23 protein-coding genes and 2 pseudogenes are annotated in these 17,863 nt (G+C 71.0%); 20 read left to right on the plus strand and 5 right to left on the minus strand.

What is annotated here, in order from left to right; translation table 11 throughout:
- Positions 1–40 precede the first annotated feature (40 nt).
- Complete coding sequence (locus ACH4XV_RS44870) at positions 41–493, minus strand: VOC family protein (protein ID WP_395799778.1); 453 nt, start codon at positions 491–493, stop codon at positions 41–43.
- Between the two features lie 21 nt (positions 494–514).
- On the opposite strand from ACH4XV_RS44870, the gene ACH4XV_RS44875 reads away from it, so the two are divergent.
- Positions 515–1,117: a CGNR zinc finger domain-containing protein gene (locus tag ACH4XV_RS44875; RefSeq protein WP_395799780.1), complete on the plus strand. Its 603-nt coding sequence runs from the start codon at positions 515–517 to the stop codon at positions 1,115–1,117.
- Here ACH4XV_RS44875 and ACH4XV_RS44880 read toward each other — a convergent pair.
- On the minus strand, positions 1,080–1,586 hold the full coding sequence (locus ACH4XV_RS44880) for a hypothetical protein (RefSeq protein WP_395799782.1): 507 nt from the start codon (positions 1,584–1,586) through the stop codon (positions 1,080–1,082). The genes ACH4XV_RS44875 and ACH4XV_RS44880 overlap by 38 nt on opposite strands.
- 190 nt (positions 1,587–1,776) lie before the next feature.
- On the opposite strand from ACH4XV_RS44880, the gene ACH4XV_RS44885 reads away from it, so the two are divergent.
- The 3 genes and pseudogenes from ACH4XV_RS44885 to ACH4XV_RS44895 all read left to right on the plus strand — a co-directional run bounded on the left by ACH4XV_RS44885 (position 1,777) and on the right by ACH4XV_RS44895 (position 4,347).
- A complete protein-coding gene (locus ACH4XV_RS44885; protein WP_395799784.1) occupies positions 1,777–2,367 on the plus strand; it encodes a DUF6891 domain-containing protein in 591 nt (196 codons plus the stop codon).
- A 301-nt stretch (positions 2,368–2,668) separates the two neighbouring features.
- Positions 2,669–2,941, plus strand: a pseudogene (locus ACH4XV_RS44890) (transposase); the annotation flags it as partial.
- A gap of 1,091 nt (positions 2,942–4,032) precedes the next feature.
- On the plus strand, positions 4,033–4,347 hold the full coding sequence (locus ACH4XV_RS44895) for a transposase (protein WP_395799874.1): 315 nt from the start codon (positions 4,033–4,035) through the stop codon (positions 4,345–4,347).
- Here the strand turns inward: ACH4XV_RS44895 and ACH4XV_RS44900 are convergent.
- The gene (locus tag ACH4XV_RS44900; RefSeq protein ID WP_395799786.1) at positions 4,328–4,771 is read right to left on the minus strand and encodes a hypothetical protein; all 444 of its coding nucleotides are present in this window, start codon (positions 4,769–4,771) and stop codon (positions 4,328–4,330) included. The two genes, ACH4XV_RS44895 and ACH4XV_RS44900, sit on opposite strands and share 20 nt — an antisense overlap.
- Before the next feature lie 247 nt (positions 4,772–5,018).
- Here ACH4XV_RS44900 and ACH4XV_RS44905 point away from each other — a divergent pair, with 247 nt between their 5' ends.
- The 13 genes and pseudogenes from ACH4XV_RS44905 to ACH4XV_RS44965 form a co-directional block, all read left to right on the plus strand.
- Positions 5,019–5,651: a hypothetical protein gene (locus ACH4XV_RS44905; RefSeq protein WP_395799788.1), complete on the plus strand. Its 633-nt coding sequence runs from the start codon at positions 5,019–5,021 to the stop codon at positions 5,649–5,651.
- Positions 5,652–5,762: 111 nt separating this feature from the next.
- Positions 5,763–6,284 carry a hypothetical protein gene (locus tag ACH4XV_RS44910; protein WP_395799790.1) on the plus strand — a complete coding sequence of 174 codons (522 nt, stop codon included), beginning with the start codon at positions 5,763–5,765 and terminating at the stop codon, positions 6,282–6,284.
- 88 nt (positions 6,285–6,372) lie between these two features.
- The gene (locus ACH4XV_RS44915) at positions 6,373–6,735 is read left to right on the plus strand and encodes a hypothetical protein (protein WP_395799792.1); all 363 of its coding nucleotides are present in this window, start codon (positions 6,373–6,375) and stop codon (positions 6,733–6,735) included.
- Positions 6,736–6,813: 78 nt separating this feature from the next.
- A complete protein-coding gene (locus ACH4XV_RS44920) occupies positions 6,814–7,086 on the plus strand; it encodes a hypothetical protein (RefSeq protein WP_395799794.1) in 273 nt (90 codons plus the stop codon).
- Between the two features lie 148 nt (positions 7,087–7,234).
- Positions 7,235–7,768 carry a hypothetical protein gene (locus tag ACH4XV_RS44925; protein WP_395799796.1) on the plus strand — a complete coding sequence of 178 codons (534 nt, stop codon included), beginning with the start codon at positions 7,235–7,237 and terminating at the stop codon, positions 7,766–7,768.
- Positions 7,765–7,992, plus strand: a complete 228-nt coding sequence (locus ACH4XV_RS44930; RefSeq protein ID WP_395799798.1) for a hypothetical protein — start codon at positions 7,765–7,767, stop codon at positions 7,990–7,992. Before ACH4XV_RS44925 ends, ACH4XV_RS44930 begins: the two co-directional genes overlap by 4 nt.
- Positions 7,989–8,315 carry a hypothetical protein gene (locus ACH4XV_RS44935; protein ID WP_395799800.1) on the plus strand — a complete coding sequence of 109 codons (327 nt, stop codon included), beginning with the start codon at positions 7,989–7,991 and terminating at the stop codon, positions 8,313–8,315. Before ACH4XV_RS44930 ends, ACH4XV_RS44935 begins: the two co-directional genes overlap by 4 nt.
- 34 nt (positions 8,316–8,349) lie before the next feature.
- Positions 8,350–8,556 carry a hypothetical protein gene (locus ACH4XV_RS44940; RefSeq protein ID WP_395799802.1) on the plus strand — a complete coding sequence of 69 codons (207 nt, stop codon included), beginning with the start codon at positions 8,350–8,352 and terminating at the stop codon, positions 8,554–8,556.
- Between the two features lie 160 nt (positions 8,557–8,716).
- Complete coding sequence (locus ACH4XV_RS44945; protein ID WP_395799803.1) at positions 8,717–9,598, plus strand: NUDIX domain-containing protein; 882 nt, start codon at positions 8,717–8,719, stop codon at positions 9,596–9,598.
- Positions 9,599–9,847: 249 nt separating this feature from the next.
- Positions 9,848–10,150 carry a hypothetical protein gene (locus tag ACH4XV_RS44950; protein WP_395799805.1) on the plus strand — a complete coding sequence of 101 codons (303 nt, stop codon included), beginning with the start codon at positions 9,848–9,850 and terminating at the stop codon, positions 10,148–10,150.
- Positions 10,147–10,401 (plus strand): hypothetical protein, encoded by a 255-nt coding sequence (locus ACH4XV_RS44955; RefSeq protein WP_395799807.1) that lies wholly within the window; start codon positions 10,147–10,149, stop codon positions 10,399–10,401. Before ACH4XV_RS44950 ends, ACH4XV_RS44955 begins: the two co-directional genes overlap by 4 nt.
- Positions 10,402–11,116: 715 nt before the next feature.
- Complete coding sequence (locus ACH4XV_RS44960) at positions 11,117–11,998, plus strand: hypothetical protein (RefSeq protein WP_395799809.1); 882 nt, start codon at positions 11,117–11,119, stop codon at positions 11,996–11,998.
- A 9-nt stretch (positions 11,999–12,007) separates the two neighbouring features.
- Positions 12,008–12,917: pseudogene (locus ACH4XV_RS44965) on the plus strand (transposase); the annotation flags it as partial.
- A 213-nt stretch (positions 12,918–13,130) separates the two neighbouring features.
- Here ACH4XV_RS44965 and ACH4XV_RS44970 read toward each other — a convergent pair.
- Positions 13,131–14,441, minus strand: a complete 1,311-nt coding sequence (locus ACH4XV_RS44970) for a hypothetical protein (RefSeq protein WP_395799811.1) — start codon at positions 14,439–14,441, stop codon at positions 13,131–13,133.
- A gap of 167 nt (positions 14,442–14,608) precedes the next feature.
- Between ACH4XV_RS44970 and ACH4XV_RS44975 the strand changes: the two genes are divergently transcribed.
- The gene (locus tag ACH4XV_RS44975) at positions 14,609–14,851 is read left to right on the plus strand and encodes a hypothetical protein (RefSeq protein ID WP_395799813.1); all 243 of its coding nucleotides are present in this window, start codon (positions 14,609–14,611) and stop codon (positions 14,849–14,851) included.
- A 489-nt stretch (positions 14,852–15,340) separates the two neighbouring features.
- Here ACH4XV_RS44975 and ACH4XV_RS44980 read toward each other — a convergent pair whose 3' ends face one another.
- Positions 15,341–15,763 (minus strand): hypothetical protein, encoded by a 423-nt coding sequence (locus tag ACH4XV_RS44980; protein ID WP_395799815.1) that lies wholly within the window; start codon positions 15,761–15,763, stop codon positions 15,341–15,343.
- 374 nt (positions 15,764–16,137) lie between these two features.
- Here ACH4XV_RS44980 and ACH4XV_RS44985 point away from each other — a divergent pair, with 374 nt between their 5' ends.
- Together ACH4XV_RS44985 and ACH4XV_RS44990 are read left to right on the plus strand one after the other, a co-directional pair.
- Positions 16,138–16,797, plus strand: a complete 660-nt coding sequence (locus ACH4XV_RS44985) for a ParA family protein (protein ID WP_395799817.1) — start codon at positions 16,138–16,140, stop codon at positions 16,795–16,797.
- Positions 16,797–17,801 carry a ParB/RepB/Spo0J family partition protein gene (locus ACH4XV_RS44990; RefSeq protein ID WP_395799819.1) on the plus strand — a complete coding sequence of 335 codons (1,005 nt, stop codon included), beginning with the start codon at positions 16,797–16,799 and terminating at the stop codon, positions 17,799–17,801. Before ACH4XV_RS44985 ends, ACH4XV_RS44990 begins: the two co-directional genes overlap by 1 nt.
- Positions 17,802–17,863: the final 62 nt, after the last annotated feature.

Here is a 17,863-nt window from a genome sequence, read left to right on the forward strand (position 1 = left end):
CGGTTCCGGCACTTCCTCCCCGCGGCGTAGCGGGGGCGGGCTACGCCACGCAGAACTCGTTGCCCTCGGGGTCCTGCATGACCCACCAGTGCCCGGCGGGCCCGTTGTCCACCTCGCGGACGCGGGTCGCGCCGAGGCCTTCGAGCCTGGCGACCAGCGTGTCGAGGCCGTGGGGCGCGCTGTGGATGTCGAGGTGCAGGCGGTTCTTGGTGGTCTTCCCCTCCGGCACGTCCTGGAAGAGCAGCCGTCGGCCGCGGCCGACGCCGCTGACCTCGTCGAAAGGGTCCTCGGGGTGCCGGACGGCGGCATAGCCGCGGAAGGTCTTGCGGCCGCGGTGCTCGGTGACGGCCTCGTCGCCGAGGCGGCCGGCGGCCTGCAGTTGCTCGATGAGCGCGCTGGGGTCCTCCACCTCGTACTCCAGGGCCGCGGCCCAGAAGTCCGCGAGGGCGGGGGCGTTCGTGCTGTCGACGACAAGCTTCCAGTTCAGTGCCATGTAACCAGTTATAGTAGTTACATGGAATCGAAGGCAACCGCGGGCCTGACGCTGCACTCCCACACGGGCGCCGCCTACCGGTTCGACCCCGGCGCGCTGTGCCTCGAACTGCTCACCACCGGCGGCCCCGGCCCGTACCGCCGGTACGAAGTCCTGTACGAGCCCGCCGACCTCGCCGCCTGGGCGACCCGGTCACGGCTGATCCCGACACCCGTCCTGGAGGTCGCCCCCGCGGAAGTCGCCGGTCTCCGCGAGCTGCGCGACGCACTGTTCCGCGTGGTCATCGCCCACACGCGCGGCGAACCCCGCCCGATACCGGACCTGGAGACCATCAACGCGGCAGCCGCCCGCCCCGCCCTGGCCCCGGCCATCGCCCCGGACGGCACACGGCAGTGGGCCGGAAACCCCACCGGAACACACCTGGCCGCCACCGTCGCCCGGGACGCCGTCGACCTGCTGACCGGCCCCTTCGCGCACCGCATCCGCACCTGCGCCGCCGAGGACTGCCACCTCGTCTACGTCGACACTTCACGACCCGGCCGCCGCCGCTGGTGCTCCATGGAACACTGCGGCAACCGGCACAAGGTCAGGACACTGCGCGCCCGCCAGGCCGACGAGCGATGAACACTGTCCCCGCAGGACCCGGCCTCTCCCCCGTGCCCATCGACGGTGCGTAAACGCGCGGCGGCCCGGCACTCGGAGTGCCGGGCCGCAGAGCTCGGTCGACGTCAGCCGCCCCAGCCCACCAGCTGACCGACTGGGTCATCGTGGCGTCGTGGAAGGCCTCACCGGCCTCGACCTGGTCCGCGAGCACGTGCTCGCGCCACACGAGCGCGTGGGTCAGGCTGGGCCCGCGGTCGGCCGCCGCATGGGTGCACGAGCGCAGACGGATCCGTCGGCGGCGGGCTCCGGTGGACCAGGCCATGGAGTCCGCCGAGACCAGGTGCTCGACGTCCATCGCCAGTCCGCCGGCCTTCACGCCGAAGCCGTGCAACCGCGGACTTTCCCGAGCCAGCGTCCCGGCGATGACACCGATCTGCGTGGTGGACTCGCGGCGGCACACCGATCCGAACCCGGCGAGCGGTTCACCCATCAGGTCGATGCCGGCCGTGTCACCAGAAGGACACTATTGCTCGCTGGAGTTCCCCACCCGCACGGGAGCTGCCGCACGGACCGGCGACCGCGCGAACGCTGCGAGAGTGCGGCTGCCTCGCGCGCTGATCCAGTAGCCGGATCACGCGACGCGGCAGGCGATGAACGGCGGCTCTCCCTACGCTTCCACGATGCTTGACGAATACGACATCCAAAGCATGCGGGAGCACGTTGCAGTTGCGGTCTTGGGCGGCTTCGAGGACGAAGATCAGGTCCGGACATGGGTGGAACGCGAACTCGGGGCGGACGATCACGCACTTCGGGACGAACTGACTTCCCACGTTGCGCAGTTGTTCCGGGAGCATCGTCGACGCGAGGCCCGCTGGCGCAAGCCCACTGCGAACGACGCCATCGACAGGGCCTTCGACACGCTGAACGAACGCGGGATCATCGCCCTCCAGAATCCGGGCTACACCCTCTCCGACGGCTGGGCCGAAGCGCACGAAGCCGCTTCGGCACGGCCGACTCCCGCACGCGGAGCGGTTTTCTACCACCGCCAGGATCTTGAATGCGGCGTGGCGGGCGGAGGTCTGATGCTGGCGTTCGGTGCCTTCGAGGACGACCTCGCGAAACGCGACGCGGCCGGCATGGCAGTCGCCCAGGAGGTATGCGACACCCTGGCGGGGCACGGCGTCCGCGCGACATGTGACGGCACCGTCCACAGTCGCATCGAGATCCTCCCCTTCGCCTGGCGCAAACGCCGATGGACCACTGCTTCCTAGCCACGGTGCCCCATGCACGCGGCGTCGGCTCCAGCTGTCGGCGGCCCCTCTGTTAGGCCATCAACAAACTGGGGACCACGAGCAGATCCAAGGCTGTGGCGGATATTTCGGATGCTGTTGGTGATCTTCGGTGGGATCGCCGAGTTTCGCCACGGTGACTTGGCGCCCGAGGGCTGATTCCCTGGGCCTGGGGAGGCTGCGGAACGGGGTTGCGGTGTCGAGGGGTTCGAGTTCGGGGCTCGGGATCCCCGCGAGGACGGTGCAGGTGGCGCGCGCTGCGAATCCTCGCGGGACGACCGCGATGTGGGTGCGGGATCGGTTGTCGGAGTTGTTCGTCGACGAGGAGTTCGCGAACTGGTACTCGTCGGACGGGCGGCCCGGCGTTTCGCCAGCGAGGCTGGCGCTGGTGTCGGTGCTGCAGTTCGCCGAGAACCTGACCGACCGGCAGGCCGCCGAGGCGGTGCGGTGCCGGATCGACTGGAAGTACGCGCTTGGCTTGGAGCTGGACGATCCGGGGTTCGACCACTCGGTGCTGTCGGAGTTCCGTGACCGGGTCGCGGTGGGAGACCGGGCGGACCAGTTGCTCGCGGTGATCGTCGAGCGCTTGGTTGCGGCCGGACTGGTCAAGCGCGGCGGGCGGCAGCGCACCGACTCTACGCACGTCCTGGCAGCCGTGCGGCGGTTGAACCGGGTCGAGCTGGTCGGCGAGACCTTGCGGTGCGCGTTGGAGGAACTGGCGGCTGCCGGTGAGGAATGGCTGACGGGGCTGGTCACCGCGGAGTGGGCGGCCCACTACGGGCGTTCGGTCCGCTACGACCGGCTGCCCAAGACCGCGGAAAGACTCGCCCACTACGTCGAGCAGGTCGGCGCCGACGGCATGGCTATCCTGCGTGCCGTCCACGCGGACGACGCCCCGCCGCACCTGCGGCTGCTGGACGCGGTCCAGGTGCTGCGGCGGGTTTGGGTTCAGCAGTTCTGGACCGACCAGGACGGCCAGCTGCGCTGGCGTGGCCCGAAGGACACCACCGACCGGCAGAGCCGCCGCGACATGCCGCGCCGGGTGAAGACCAGGCCGGGAACCGACGGCCGCCCCGCCCCGGACACCGCACGGGTGCCGTGGTCGGGCATGGAGATCGTCACCCCGCACGACCCCGAGGCGCGCTACTCGCGCCGCCTGGGCCGGGCCGAGTGGACCGGCTACCGCGTCCACTTGACCGAGACCTGCGGTGGCCCCGAGCCGAACGTGATCGTGCACGTCCTGACCACGCCCGCACCCGAGCAGGACGTGGACGCGCTGGACCGGATCCACGCCGGACTGGCTGCCCAGGACCTCCTGCCCGCGGAACACCTGGTCGACGGCGGCTACTCCACGCCGGCCACCATCCACCGCGCGGCCGTCGAGTACTCCGTCGCCCTGGTCGGACCGGTCAGGGAGGACCCGCATGCCGCCGGCCGCCCCGGCTTCGCCAAAGAGGACTTCAGCGTCGACTGGGAACAGCACACCCTCACCTGCCCGAACGGACACACCAGCCCACCCTGGAAGCCCTCCGTCAGTGACGGCCAGCCCCGTATCTCGGTGCTCTTCCCCCGCGCCACCTGCCGGAATTGCGAGACCGGCTCCAGTGCACCGGCAATGCCGGCGGACGCGGACGCCAGATCATGCTCATGCCCCGCCCGCTCCAGGAGATCCAGTCCCGCCTCCGCCGCGAGCAGCGCACCGACGCCTGGCGGCGTCACCACGCCGTCCGCATCGGCTGCGAGGCCACCGTCTCGGAGGCCGTCCGCGCCCACGGCCTGCGCAACTGCCGCTACCGCGGGCAAGCCAAGATGCACGTCCAACACGTTCTCACCGCTGCGGGAACGAACCTCGTCCGTCTCAGCGAATGCCTGCCGCCGGGAACCATTCCACCTCGAACCCTGAGGCCGCCACCCCGGTTCCGGCAGCTGTGGGACAGACAGCTCACTCAGCATCCGCACTGAGCTCGGCTGCCAGGACGGCCATCCTGTGCACGCAGGTGAAGTAGTCGGTCGCGTACTCGTCGTCCGCGATGGCCGGAAGGACCTTCACGAGAGCCTCGATACGGTTCTGCAAAACCCCACGCCGCCAATCGTCCAGCGAACCGTTGTTGTTCAAGGCCGTGTGGATGCAGCCAGCGACAAGCGTGTCCGTGAACGCCATGCACTCGCCCTCGGGCTCCCGAACACCGAAGCCCGGCGGAAACGCCATGCTTCTGAACTCGTCCCACAACCGCGAAAGCAGTTCCAGCTTCGATTCGTTCACGACCGCCAGCATGCCGCACCGGACGACGATCGATTGGGCGCACCCGCCATTGCCCATCCTCGGCGACGGCAGCCACACCGACTGCCGCACACGAGCTGACGCCCCGAAGATCACCAACAGCATCCGAAGCACAGGCCACAGCCAAATTCAAAGAGCCCCATCATCATGGGCCAGCGCCCTGAACCCACCAACGTTCCAGGCCCCGGAGTCAACGAGCGGTCGAGTTCCCGCTCACCACACCTCGGAAATCCCGAACTCAGGCACCTTCCCCGACGACTACATCGGCGAATCCACGCGTGCGGAGACTGCCTACGCCACCGCACTGGGCAAGCAGATCACCTACCGCGCGACCCGATCCGCCGGGGCGCGCGTGTTCGTGAACGCCTTCGCCGCGCAACTGCGGGACGTCCGCGCCCACATCGGCGACGAGCCGGGCCTGACCATGCTGCACGGCGTCCACCTCGAGGCCGGCGACGGCCGGTTGTACGCGGTGGCCACGAACCGGTTCACCATCACCGCGGCCCGCCGCGACACCCCCGGGATCGGCACGTGGGACGTGTTGATGCCCCGCGCCGAGGTGGACGCGGTACTGGACCTGGCGCGCGTGGCCGGCACCGACGACGCGCACCTGGTCCGCACGCCCACCGGCCTGATCGTCCACATCGGCGGATACACCGTCGCCGTCGACGATCGCGTCGACGAACGCGGCGAGTTCCCGCGCCGTATGTGGCGGACCCGGGTCGCCGCCGCCCTGGCCGCGGGCCCCGCGCTGGACGCCGAGATGGTCGTCGACCGGCGCCGCCTCGCCGCGTTCGCCCCGACCAGCGACACCGAGACCGGGGCCGTCCAGATCTGGGGCAGCGGCCCCCACGACCCTCTCGTGATCACGCGCGGGACCGACTACATCGGCCTGTTGATGCCCATGCGGCGCGGCACCGACGGACCCACCCTCGACGACGTCCGCGCCGCCTGGGACCTGGACGCCACCGGCCCGACCGGCTGACCCGCACCCGCCACCACCCACACCCCCGCAGAGTTCCCGGACGGCCGTACCGCGACAAACGAGCGGCCGTCCGGGGCCGACCCCGCGCCGAGGCGCGGAGATGGAGACATCGTGTCCGTCACCACCGATCACCGTCCACCCCCCACCGAGACGATCGCGACCGCCCCGGCCGCCGACGTCGACGCCGGTTCCGCCGAGGTCGAGGTCGTCGTCGTTCCGGACGTCGACGCGCTGTTGTCCTGGGCCGCCGCCCAACCCACCGCCGGCACCCGGCGCCTGGGCGAGCGCACCGCGCAGGGCCTGGCCCGGCTCGCCCAACAGCGCGATCACGCGGTGGCCGTCGACGCCGCCGCCGCTCGCGTGATCGAGGCCCAGCTGACGCTCGCCCGCGCCGAGGCGCAGCTGCGCGCCGCCAAGGCCGGCACCCCCGCGGCCGGGGCGACGGGGGACTCCGCCGAGGGACCGGGCGTGCCGCAGGTCGACCCCGGCCCGGCCCGGCGCCGGGAGGCCGGGCGCAGGGCACGCGCGTGGGCCGCGCGCAACAACGTCACCTGCCCGGACCGGGGTCTCGTCCCGAACCACGTGCTCGCCGCCTACCGGCGCGCCCACCCCGAGGACGTCGACGCTCGATGAACACCCCCGACACCACCGTCCAGGGCCCCGGCCCGGCCTCGACCACGCGGGCCTGGTCGCCGCGCTGCACCGCCGGATCGACGCCGCCGTGGCGGGGCACCGCGCCGCCGACCAGAAAGCGGGCCTGCTCCTGGCCGTGCTCGGCGTGAGCGCGTCCGCCCTGGCGCGGATTCCGACCGGCGCCGCCGTCGCGGCGGGGGCGGGCATCGCGGCGGCCGTCGTCCTCCTGGTCCTGGTCGTGCTCCCCCGCACCGGCGGGTGGGCCTGGCCGGTCGACGACCCGGACACGGCGCTGCGGCGGATCGCCGACGCCGAGACGCCGCGCGCGCTCGCCGCCGAGCACGACCGCCTCGGCCGCATCACCGCCCGCAAATACGCGTTGATCCGGGCCGCCTTGTTCGTGCTCGCGGCCACCGCCGCGGTGGCCGGCGTCACCGCCGCGCTCGGCTGAGTCGAACCCCTGCCACCACTCGCACAGTTCACCCATCCCGAGCCACCGCGCCCCCAAGGGCGCAGGAAAGGAAACGCGATGATCGTCGAGTTCGTCACCACCGCGCACCACGACGCGGACGACACAGCGGGGGTTCTGCGCAGCGATCCCCAGCTGCGGCGCGACCCCGACGCCCGCTGGATCTGCCTGCCGTGCGCCGAGCCCCCCCGGTGGTCCGACCTGCCGTTCACCGACCGGGACGTCGCCGAGTATCGCCACATCCCCCGCGCGTGCCAGTCCTGCGCGAGGCCCTTCCCGACGACGGTCGAGGAGCCCGCGACGACGCCGACCACGGCCGACTCCCCGCGCTGACCCGTCGAAGCGGCGGCCGTGCCCGCCGCGTGACCCCGTACACCGATCACCCTCACCGGACCACGCCCCGGACGGCCGTACCGCGACCAAACGAGCGGCCGTCCGGGGCCCCGACCACCGCGCCGAGACGCGGAGATGGAGCACCATCGTGACCGCCACCACCGACCACCGTCCACCCACCCCCACCGTCGACCCCGAAGCGATCGAAGCCGCCGTCCGCCCGGTCTACCGCGAACGCGCCGAGTACGTGGCCGACCTCGCCGCCCGCTGGCCCTCGGTCCTCGTACACCCGGCCCCCGACCTGCCCGCGTACGCACTCCTGCACATCCACACCGCCGCCGGCCCGATCACCCGACACATCCACCACGACGACCTCGACCTGGTCGCGCACGTGCGCCGGGTCGGCCCCGACGACCCGCGCGCCGCATGGGACGGACACACCACCGCCGAGGGCTACAACCGCCTCCGGGCGCTGCGCCCGGACTTGTGGAACGCGCCGCCGCGCGTGGTCGGTGCCCGCGTCGTCTACCGCGACGGCCACGGCGACCTGTGGATCACCAGCCCCACCGACCCCGACCGGATCCACGCGCTCACCCCCGAGTACGCGCCCACCCGCTGGACCACCCCGGCCGGAATCCTCCACGCCACCGGCACCCTCACCGCCCTCGGAGGCGCCCGGTGACCACCCCGCCCGCCGCCGACACCCGCCGCTCCCCCCACCCGGCCGAGGCCGCTCTCGCGCAGATCCTCGCGCAGGTCCTCGGCCTCGCCGCCGACCTCGCGGCCGAGGCCGACCTCGCGCCGGTCGGCAGCGACGCATACGTGGACCTGCACGTGATCGCCGCCCGGATCCGGGCGGCGGCCGTCGCGCCCACCACCACGGAGACCACGGAGCAGCCGCGGTGACCGCGAACACGCCCACCACGTACACCCTCCCCACCACGTGGGAACGCGGCCGACTGCGCATCACCACCCCCAGGAGCCGCCTGGACACCGGACTCGTCTCCTGGTCGTGCAACACGTGCGGCGCGGGCCGCGTCCACCCGCTGCGCCGGGCCGAGGACGCCCGCGCGGCGGGCGACGAGTGGCACGCGCACACCTGCCCGCCGCTGCCGCCGGGGTGGATGACCGCGCCGGCCGAGATGCCCTGCGACACCTGCCACGTCCACACCCGCACCCGCTGCCCGAAGAGCCGGCCGCTCCATCCGACCTGCCCACCCGCACGCTGACCGGCCGACGGCCGACACCCACCGAGGAGACGAGATGCCCGACAAACCCCTCACCCCCGACCTCGCCGCCGCGATCGAGCGCGACAACCGACTGGAGGACGCCGGTATGCACGGCGACGACCGGGCCACCTGCTGGACCCACCAGTCGTGGGCCGACGACTGCGCGGACGACCCCATCCACACCCACCCCAGCGCCCACCACCGCCTGCGCCCGCATCCCTCGGACGGGCCCCGGGCCTGACCACCCACCCACGCACGATCCACGCGGCCACCGACCCCACCCCCGGGGCCGGTGGCCGCAGGCACGTTCGACCGCTCCTCCACGGCCCCGGACCCGCGCGTCCCGGGGCCGCGGAGGGCGACCGACCCGGCCGCCACCACCGATTCCAATCGGAGACGACATGTACACGCCCATGACCGGCTACGGCTTCGAACTCACCCCCGGCGACGAGTACGACCCGCGCGACATCCCCGTCTGCTGCGACGAGAACATGACCCCCGGGCCCGACGTCGACGGCGACGACCGCGACCACACCTGCGGCACGTGCGGAACCACCCTGGTCGTGCGAGACGGCCTGGTCGCCGACATCCACACCGAGATCCCCGAGACGATTCGCCTCACGGCCGACGTCGTCGCCACCACACCGACCGGCCGCGTGCTGCTGATCGAGCGCGGCTGGGAGCCGCACGCGGGCCACTGGGCCCTGCCCGGCGGGTGGGTGGATGCCGGAGAGACGGCCCGAGAGGCCGCTCGCCGAGAGTTGGAGGAGGAAACCGGGGTGCGCGTCGACCCGGCCGACCTGGTGGAGATCGGGACGTGGCACGCTCCCGGCCGCGATCCGCGCGGTCGGTTCGTCACCGTCGCCCACCACGTCGTCGTTCCGGACGGTACCCCCGCCGTGGCCGGCGACGACGCCCGCACCGCCCGGTGGTGGCCTCTGGACGGGCTGCCGCCGCAACTCGCGTTCGATCACGCGGAAATCGTCCGTGCCGTCGCCGAGGTCGGGCACGCCTATTACTGGACGCTGATCTCCGAGACCGACGCCGTCGTGGCGGTCGGCGCGGACGACATCCGCGCGCGGGACGTCGACCGCGCCGCCCCGCTCGCCGCAATGGCGGCCCGCGTGACCCTGCTGAACCACCGCCCCGAGGGGTACTGGACGCTGCGAATCGCCCGGGTCCGGCCCACACCCACCACCACCCCCGCCGACGACCCGGCCGCGCACGCCGACGTCCGCACCTACCCTGTGTGGCCCACCCCGGCCGCCCTCACCACCACCTGACCGACCCGACAACGGCCGGCCACCGCGAACGCTGCGGTGGCCGGCCGTTTTTGCGTTTCGGAGGTGTCTAAATTTTTAGACACCTCCACGGTGCCGGGCTCGTGTTTTTGTCCGGCCGCCGATTCGCATCCGGTGCGCCCTGCCGCGCGCCGCCGATCCGGGAGGACACTGGAGACGGCCCCGGCCAGCCCCGCGCGGGGCCGGCCGATGGCGCGGACCCAGGACCCAGGGACAGGAGAGGCATCGGACATGAGCGCCCAGCCCGAACACACGACACCCCCCGGCGCGCACGTCCCCCGCACCATCGGCGGAGTGCGTGCCGCGCTCGACCCGGAGCAGCGCGCCGAGTTCGAGGCCGAGCTGGCCGCGACACCGATCGGCGACGGCCGCTTGGACGACGTCGTGTTCCTGTGGTGGGGGATCGCAGCGCTCGGCCACAACCCGCAGGTGATCGCCGACCTGCACGCGGCGGAGGCCGGCACCCTGCGCGTCCACCCCGTCGACTTGGACGACGCGGGCCCTGGCTGGTCGGGGGAGATCGACCCCCGATGAGCGCCTACCGCGTGCAGCTGACCGACGCGGTCAAAGCCGAGGTCGACGGTATGTCCGCCGGCACCCGCAGGACGTTCGAGTCCGGTCTCGGGGATTTGGCGCGCGACCCGTACGGCTGCGATTCGCGTCCATACCCGGGCGGCGGCAGCGACGACCACCGCATGACACACATCCGGGGCGTCGCGATCATCACCTACCAGATCAGCCGGGGCCTGCTGCTGATCACAGTGGTCCAGGCCGTGGCCCGCTGAACCTTGGGGCCGACACGGCGACCGCCACGGGGCCGCGTTCCCGGTAGCGTGAGCATCGACCGGACGGATCCGGCGCGTTGCTCCGGAGGACCTTCCCGGCGAAGTCGGTGGCCGGTCATCCGGATCACCATCCGGCCGAGGCGAGCATCGTGCCGGCCCCGTGACCGGACAACTCCCTTGCGCGGGACACGAGAGTTGACGCATGCGTGTCCGGACAACTTTGATGCATGCTGCACGAGAGTTGTCCGATCGACCATTTGCCCCAGGTTGCGCTCTGCCCAGTTGGGCAAGTGTTCCGCGACGCTAGTCGGACACGCCGCAAGAACAGGTCGCCCGGCCAAAGGGACCGTGGGTGCGGCTCCGGGTATTAACGGCGTTAACGGTTCAAGCGCGTGACAGGACGAGTTCCCGTTCCTCCGCACAGTCCGGAAGGGCCCCGCCCCGCACATCCCGGGATACAGCCTTCGGTGTCCTTCGGGTAAGTACCCGGAACCGCCCCCGCCCCAGCGACGCGAGTCGGGCTGGCCGCGACGCTCCGCCGGCGGAGCGCGGCGCGCAGGGGCCGTCCTCCGCTTGTGAATCAGTGGTGAGCGGGGCGAGACGCGTCTTGTTCCCCGTGCGGGGCGTTGGACAGAGTTTCGGCGGGCGCACCGCGGCGCGCGGGCTCGCGTCCGACGCGTTCGCGTCGGGCAGGCGGGGAAGGGGCAGACGGGGCGTGACGCACGGGCAGAAGGTCGTTGCCGTCGGAGGGATCGTCCTGCCCTTTGCAGCCTGGCTGATGGGCTGGGGAATCTGTGTCCTTCTCATCCTCCGGCGCCACCGGCGACAAGCGGCGAACGTGGAGACCCACATGCGCCAGGGGGTGAGCGTGTATCAGGCCGCCCGGGTCACCGGAGGCCTCCGCGCCGTCGACGACGTGGTTCTGGTGCACCTGCACACGCTCGGCCTCGTGCACGTCTCCGACAAGGGGATCATCAACCCGGCACACCGCGAGAGCGACGCGCCGCTCCCCCACGACCCGCTGCTCCGAGCGGCCGCAGGGTTCCGGACCGACGGCCGCGGCCGAGAGCGGAGCTACGAACTCCACGAACTGAGCGGGTACGAGCCCTACACGCTGGCGCGTGACGCGCACGCCCCGCCCGCCTACGACCGGTCCCGGTGGGGGAACGCGCCCCGGTACCTGTCCTATCGAATGGCGATGGGGACGCTGGCGGCATGGATCGTGATATTCGGGGCCATCCTCTTCGAACTCGACCACTCGCCGTCCGTGCCCGTGGTGCTTGTTGTCGTGGTGTTTTTCGCGAGCACGCCGTTGAGCCTGCTGCTCGCCTTCGTGGTAGCCATCGTTGCTCATCCGACCGATCACGCGTGCGATTCCTTCGTCGCCCACTGCGAGGAGTTGATCGAGCGCGAGAAGGCGGAAGTGGGCGAGGAACTGTGGCACGCGGTGCACGATCGCACCCGTGGCCCGTCCCGAACCTCGTCGCACCGCAGGGGAGGGGGCGGGGGCGGAGCATCGGACGACGGCTGTGCGAGCTGCGGCGGCGACGGCGGCTGTGGTGGCGGCAGCTGCGGCGGCTGTGGCGGCGGCGACTGACCGACATGCCCGGTGAAGACACTGGTTGGGCTCTCGCTCGCACCGGAACGCCGCCGTGGGCACGGGGCGTTGTACGACGCGGTCAATCGCGGCCGGATCGACACCGACCGACTGCGGGACACCCTCGCTCGGCTGCCTCTGATCAGGGCTGTGGACGGGCGGATCGTGCCCGCGGCCAACGTCTCGCCGTGGCTGCGGCCGGACGCGGACACCAGTCCGGACCGCGCTCCTTCTGCCACACGTTCGGGCGGGGCGAGGGCAAGCACCAGATGGTGCCCGGTTGGCCGTACTCGATCGTCGCGGCGCTGGAGCCGGGCCGCAGTTCGTGGACCGTGGTCCTGGACGCGATCCGGCTCGGGCCGGGCGAGGACGTCGCGGCCACCACCGCCGTCCAGGTCCGCGCGGTCGTCGAACGCCTGATCGCCGCCGGGCAGTACAACCTTGAGGACCCGGACACGCTCGTCGTGCTCGACGTCGGCTACGACGTCCCCCGCAGCGCCTTCCTCCTCGCGGACCTGCCGGTCGAGGTCCTCGGCCGGATGCGCTCGGACCGCGTCATGCGCCGGTCGACGCCTACGCGCGTCTACGACCCCAAGGGCGGCCGAGCACCCAAGCACGGCCGCGAGTCCGTTTTCGGACAACCGGGCACCTGGGGCCAGCGGCAGGCCGCGACAACCACCGGGACCACCCGCTACGGCACCGCGAACGCGACCGCGTGGGACCGGCTCCACCCCCGGCTGACCCGCCGCAGCGCCTGGGAAGGGTTCGACGGCGAACTGCCGATGATCTCCGGAACGGTTATCCGGCTCCAGGTCGACCGCCTGCCCACCGGCGCGACCCCAAGCCGGTCTGGCTGTGGTGGTCCAAGACCGGCGCCACCGAAGCCGACGTCGATCGCTGCTGGCAGTCGTTCCTCCGCAGCCCAGGCCAAAGCGACGGCAGAGACTAACCTCACTGAGACAGAACAAGAGGGTCACTGTGGCGACTTGACGGCCGTAAAGCCCCAAGCGGAAGCCTTCGCGGAATCAGACGGGTCGAATAGGGCGAATCGTGGCGCCGCCCGTGCCGCCGATGAACTTGACGGCCGTAAAGCCATCCCGGGAGCCGTGCCGACATGTCTACGGCGGTCGTGTCACCAGGGCAGCGGCAGATGGCCCTCGAGCCGCCCCAGCGGATTCGCGACGAACCCGGCGAGCAGTGCACCGATCCACGCGACGGTCCACAACACGTCGAACCACTCCCCCACGCGTGCGCCGAACCTCCACCGCACCTCCTGGATCCTGACCTGGAAGTGCAGCGTGCCAACGGCGGCGACGAGAACCAGGCCTGCGCAGGGATAGGCCCAGCTCGGCATATCCCGCATCCACAGGACGACTTCGCCGGCCACGCCCGCGCACACGGACGTCACGAGCAGCAGCCAGTACCCGATCGTCCGAGGCCATCCGTTCAACTCGTGCCCGTACGGGACCGGGTCGTCGGGCCGCGAGGACCGGAACGTCTCCTCGCGGTGAACAGGCTGCTCATGGGGTGTTGCGGGGGACGCATCACCCTGCCGTCGTGCCGGTTCCACCGGCCCGTCACCCGAGAAGATCGTCTCCTCGCGCCACGGGGCGGCACCCGGGGCGTGTCTCGGCGCCAGCAGATCCGCGTACTCGCGTGCCTCCAGACGCAGGGCCGCGATCCGGGAGGCCGCCTCGTCCTGGGCAACGAGACGGAACTCGCGCTCGTCGAGCGCGGCCTGCTCGGCCCGGCGGAGGAGGTCGAGCAGGCCGCGACGGGTCTCCTCGGCCTGCTCGAGGTCGACACGGGCCGCGTCGAGGGAGGCGCGCAGAAGGGTGTTCTCCTCCTCGAGCGCACACAGACGAGCACTCGCGGCGGCCTCCGCTTCCGCCACCCCGCGACCCGAGGCACGCAGTTCGTCGGCGAGCACGTCGCGATTGAGCTCAAGGGCGGCCAGCCGGGTGCGGAGATCCTCTTCCCGCCGGGCGGCCAGCTCGGCGCGGGCGGCGAGTTCCGCATCCATCGCGGTCAGTTGCTCTCCGAGGAGATACGCCTGATAGCGGTCCGGATGCGAGTCGCGGGTCGCCTCGTGGAAGAGCCGGCGCCCTTCGGCGGTCCGGCCCCGGACGTCCTCCCCGGTGATCCGGTGCAGCGCGGCACACAGACGCTCGACGAAGTCCGCCTTGTTCGCAATGCGTTCGCCGCGGAGCATGCGGGACAGCTCACTGCGCCCGTAGGGCTCATGTGCAGGATCACCCTGGGACAGAGCCCGGTCCAAGGCAGCGAGGGATTCCCACCCGCCGTCGATGCACACTGTGCGGGCCCACAGCACGAAGTCGCGGTGGTGCGGGGGACAGGCCAAGGGGCCGATCCCACCGAGTAGACGGCCCTCCTCCGCGGCGTGCGCGTCCATGCAACTCCCCCGGTCGACGCTGTCCTTCACGCCCATCCTGGCCGATTCCGCAGGATCCGTGGTGTTGCAGTGCGGCAACACCTCGTCGCACTGGCGGCAACACGGGCGCCGTCGCTTCGCTGGGATCGCCGCAAGGAGCGGTCGTTCGCCGGGCCTTCGTGTCCGTGGTGGGCGAGATCCCGAAGGGGAACATCTCCATGAGCAACGACGACAAGCCCGGGCGCCGGGGCGTCCGTGACGGGGCAGGTGTCGATCGGTTCGTCTTTCTCGCGGTCCTGGTGGCGGGCGTGGCCCTAGTTCTGGTCGGTGGTCTCGCTCCGGATTCCCTGGTCGTCATGGGTGCGGGCGTGGGAGCCATTTACGGCGCGTACACCGGTCGCGGCGGCGGCCCGCCCGCCGTCGGTGGGCGAGACGACGATCGGGATCGTCCCACCGGATAGCCGACGGACTCATCGGGCGGGGCGGTGCCCAATGGGCCGATGCGAGCGGACGTTGCACGGTCGCGACAGGCGTTTCGTCAGGCTGCGGCTTCGGCCGCGTGGCCGGCGAGCCGGTGCTCCGCCGCTGCCCGGGGTCGGCGAACTTGACGGCAGTACGACGCGAAGGACGGGTCCGCCCCGCGATCCCGCCCTCGCCGGGCACGTTCGGAGCCGGGCTCGGGGTGGAGGTTCGCTTACTTGACAATGCCGAGGACGGAGCGACCACGAAGCCGCAACGACCGTGGATGCCGAGATGAGGGTCCTCGCGGAGCTCGGCTGCCACCGAAGGGTCGAACTCGGCGAGGTCTCGGTGCACGGCCCGAACTTGACGGCCGTAAAGTCCGGTCGAGGAGTCCCTACGCGATCACGGAAGCAGTGCCGCGGTACGAGCCGGCGGAGCTTGCCCGGGGGAAGTCGTTCGTCGAATCCGCGTCTGCGCTCGGCTCGGCTTCATGCGTTCTTCCTCTCCTGCCCGTTCGCGTGGTCGGAGCCGTTGCTTCGGTCCCAGCGCCACGACCGCTGGCCCAGGAGATACAGGCACGTCGAGCCGGCGAGACAGAACCCGCTCCAGGCGAAGCCGGTAGTCAGGAGGTCCGAGAGGCCGTGAGGTCGGCTGTAGGCGACGCAGTTGCCCGTGACGTATGCGGCGAAAGCCCACAGCGTCGTCCGGAGATGCGGCGGAACATCGGGCCCGGAGCGGGAACCCGGCACCGATGGCAGACGGAGCAGGGGTGAGCCGAGCCCGACGAGCAAGGAGGCGTACAGCCCCGCCATCACCGGGTTGTCCAGAAGTCTCCCGCCGACGGCGAACCCCACGAACGCGACGACGGTCCAGTAACACCCGCAACCCAGCACAAGCCCGGTCGCCAGCACCCGTTCTCCCGTCGTCGAACGGCGGGACGGAACACGGACCTGAGACACGGGGATTCCTCCATCGGCGGTTCGCCGTCCAAGCGTCCTGACGCTCGGTTCAACGAGGTGTCGCCCAGATGGATGCGAACCTTCGGCGACTGGACGCCGGGGCTCCTCCCGGACGGGCCGCCGGGGACCGGGCGCACGTGGCAGCTCGACAACCCCGGCTTCCCACTGCCCGCATCCAGGGCAACTTGACGGCCGTAAAGTCTCGTTGCTCGTGACCCGGTGAACTTTCCGCCCAAACGCCCAGGTCGATCACCTGTTGCCGGTGCAATGTCTGGCAAACTGCCTTCGCCCGAAGTACCGGAACCCACGGGAAGCATACGGAGCAAATGGCAAGCGTCTACGTCGTATCGCTCGACCCCCAGGCATCGACCGTCTGGTGGGCAAACCGCATCACCGACCTACCCTTCGATTTCTCGCAGGAGCACGAGACCCCCGAGAACCTCCAAGTCCTCAGGAAGACCGGCGCGAAGGTCCACGTCATCGCGAACCAGAAGGGCGGCGTCGGCAAAACGACGACGACCCTGAACCTGGGGGCCGTGTGCGCCGCCGTCCTCGGGGAGACCGAGAAGGATCTGAAGCACGTTTTCATCGACACCCCGGGCAGCCTGCAAGACGAGGAACTCCTCAAGAAGGCCCTGGAGGTTGCGCACGACGTGATCGTGCCACTCCCTCCGGAGGCGCTCGCGTTCGACCCGACCGCTCGCACCATCGAGACGGTCATCGGCCCCACAGGACTCGCCTTCCGGGTGGTGATCAACAACTGGGATCCACGCGACGGCACGGTCGACCTCGACCAGACCAAGGAGTACATCGCCGCCCAAGGATGGCCCGGCACCAACACGGTGATCCGCCGCTACAAGGTGCACACCCGAGCCGCCGCCGAAGGCCAAGTCGTCACCCAGTACGCCAAGAACCGTGTCGCGATGGAGGCCCGCGAGGACTTCTTCCGGCTGGCGCTCGAACTCGGCTACGGAGGCAACGTCTGATGGCCGGACAACGCACCAGCCTCGCCTCGCTCGCCGGCCACAAGGTCGAGGACGTACCCGGCCGGGACGCCCCCACCCTCGTGCACCTCGCCCTCGAGATCGTCACCGCCACACCGCTGAACCGCCGCACCGACTTCGGCACCGACGACGAACAACGCGAACTCGGCGAGAGCATGCGCCGACGCCAACTCCAGCCGATCGTGGTCGTCAGCCGCGTCCCGTACCTGAAGCAGTTCCCCGAACACACCGACCGCGTCGGAGCCGCCACCTACGTGGTCATCAACGGCGAACGCCGCTACCGCAGCGCGAAACGCGTCGGACTGGCTACCATCGAGGCCGTCATCAGGGACGGGCTCACTGCGTCCCGCAAGGACCTCGTCGATGCGGTCCTCACGGAGAACCTTGACCGCAAAACCCTCAACCCCATCGAGGAAGCCGCTGCGGTGGAGGTCATGGTTGCGGAATTCGGCAGCGCCAGGGCCGTCGCAGAGCACCGCGGCAAACACGAGACCTGGGTGTCCCAGCGCCGATCACTTCTGCGCCTGTCCCCCGAGATGCAGCAGTTGGTGATCTCCCGCGCCATGCCGATCGAGAAGGCCAGGAAGCTCGCCAAGGCAATCAAGGACCACGATCTCGACGCCGAGCAGCAGGCCCAATGGTGGACCGACGATCGGGCCGGCGCCCTTCGGGAACGCGATTCCCCCGCGATCGCTGCAGGCGCTCCACCGCTCGTCGAGAACTTGACGGCCGTAAAGTCGGGCGGCTCCGCCGCTCGACCGCGTCCGGAGCCCGACGCCTCGTCGAACGGCTCCAGGATTCCCGCGACCAGGGTGCCCGCGGTCACGCCTTCGTCCGCGACGAACTTGACGGCCGTAAAGTCGCCGGACCCGCAGGCGGGCGTGTTGCCGTGGAGCTCCCCCGAGGAGCTCGACCGGATACTCCGCGAGAAGATGACCAACGATGACCGCTTGGACCTGGCAGAGCTTCTGATGCTCGAGGACTGACACAGGCCCGGCTCTCAACCGTGGTGGGGCGACTGCGCCCGCTGCCCCACCACGGTTGATGC

This window comes from Embleya sp. NPDC020630 (assembly GCF_044334985.1).
GTDB lineage: Bacteria > Actinomycetota > Actinomycetes > Streptomycetales > Streptomycetaceae > Embleya.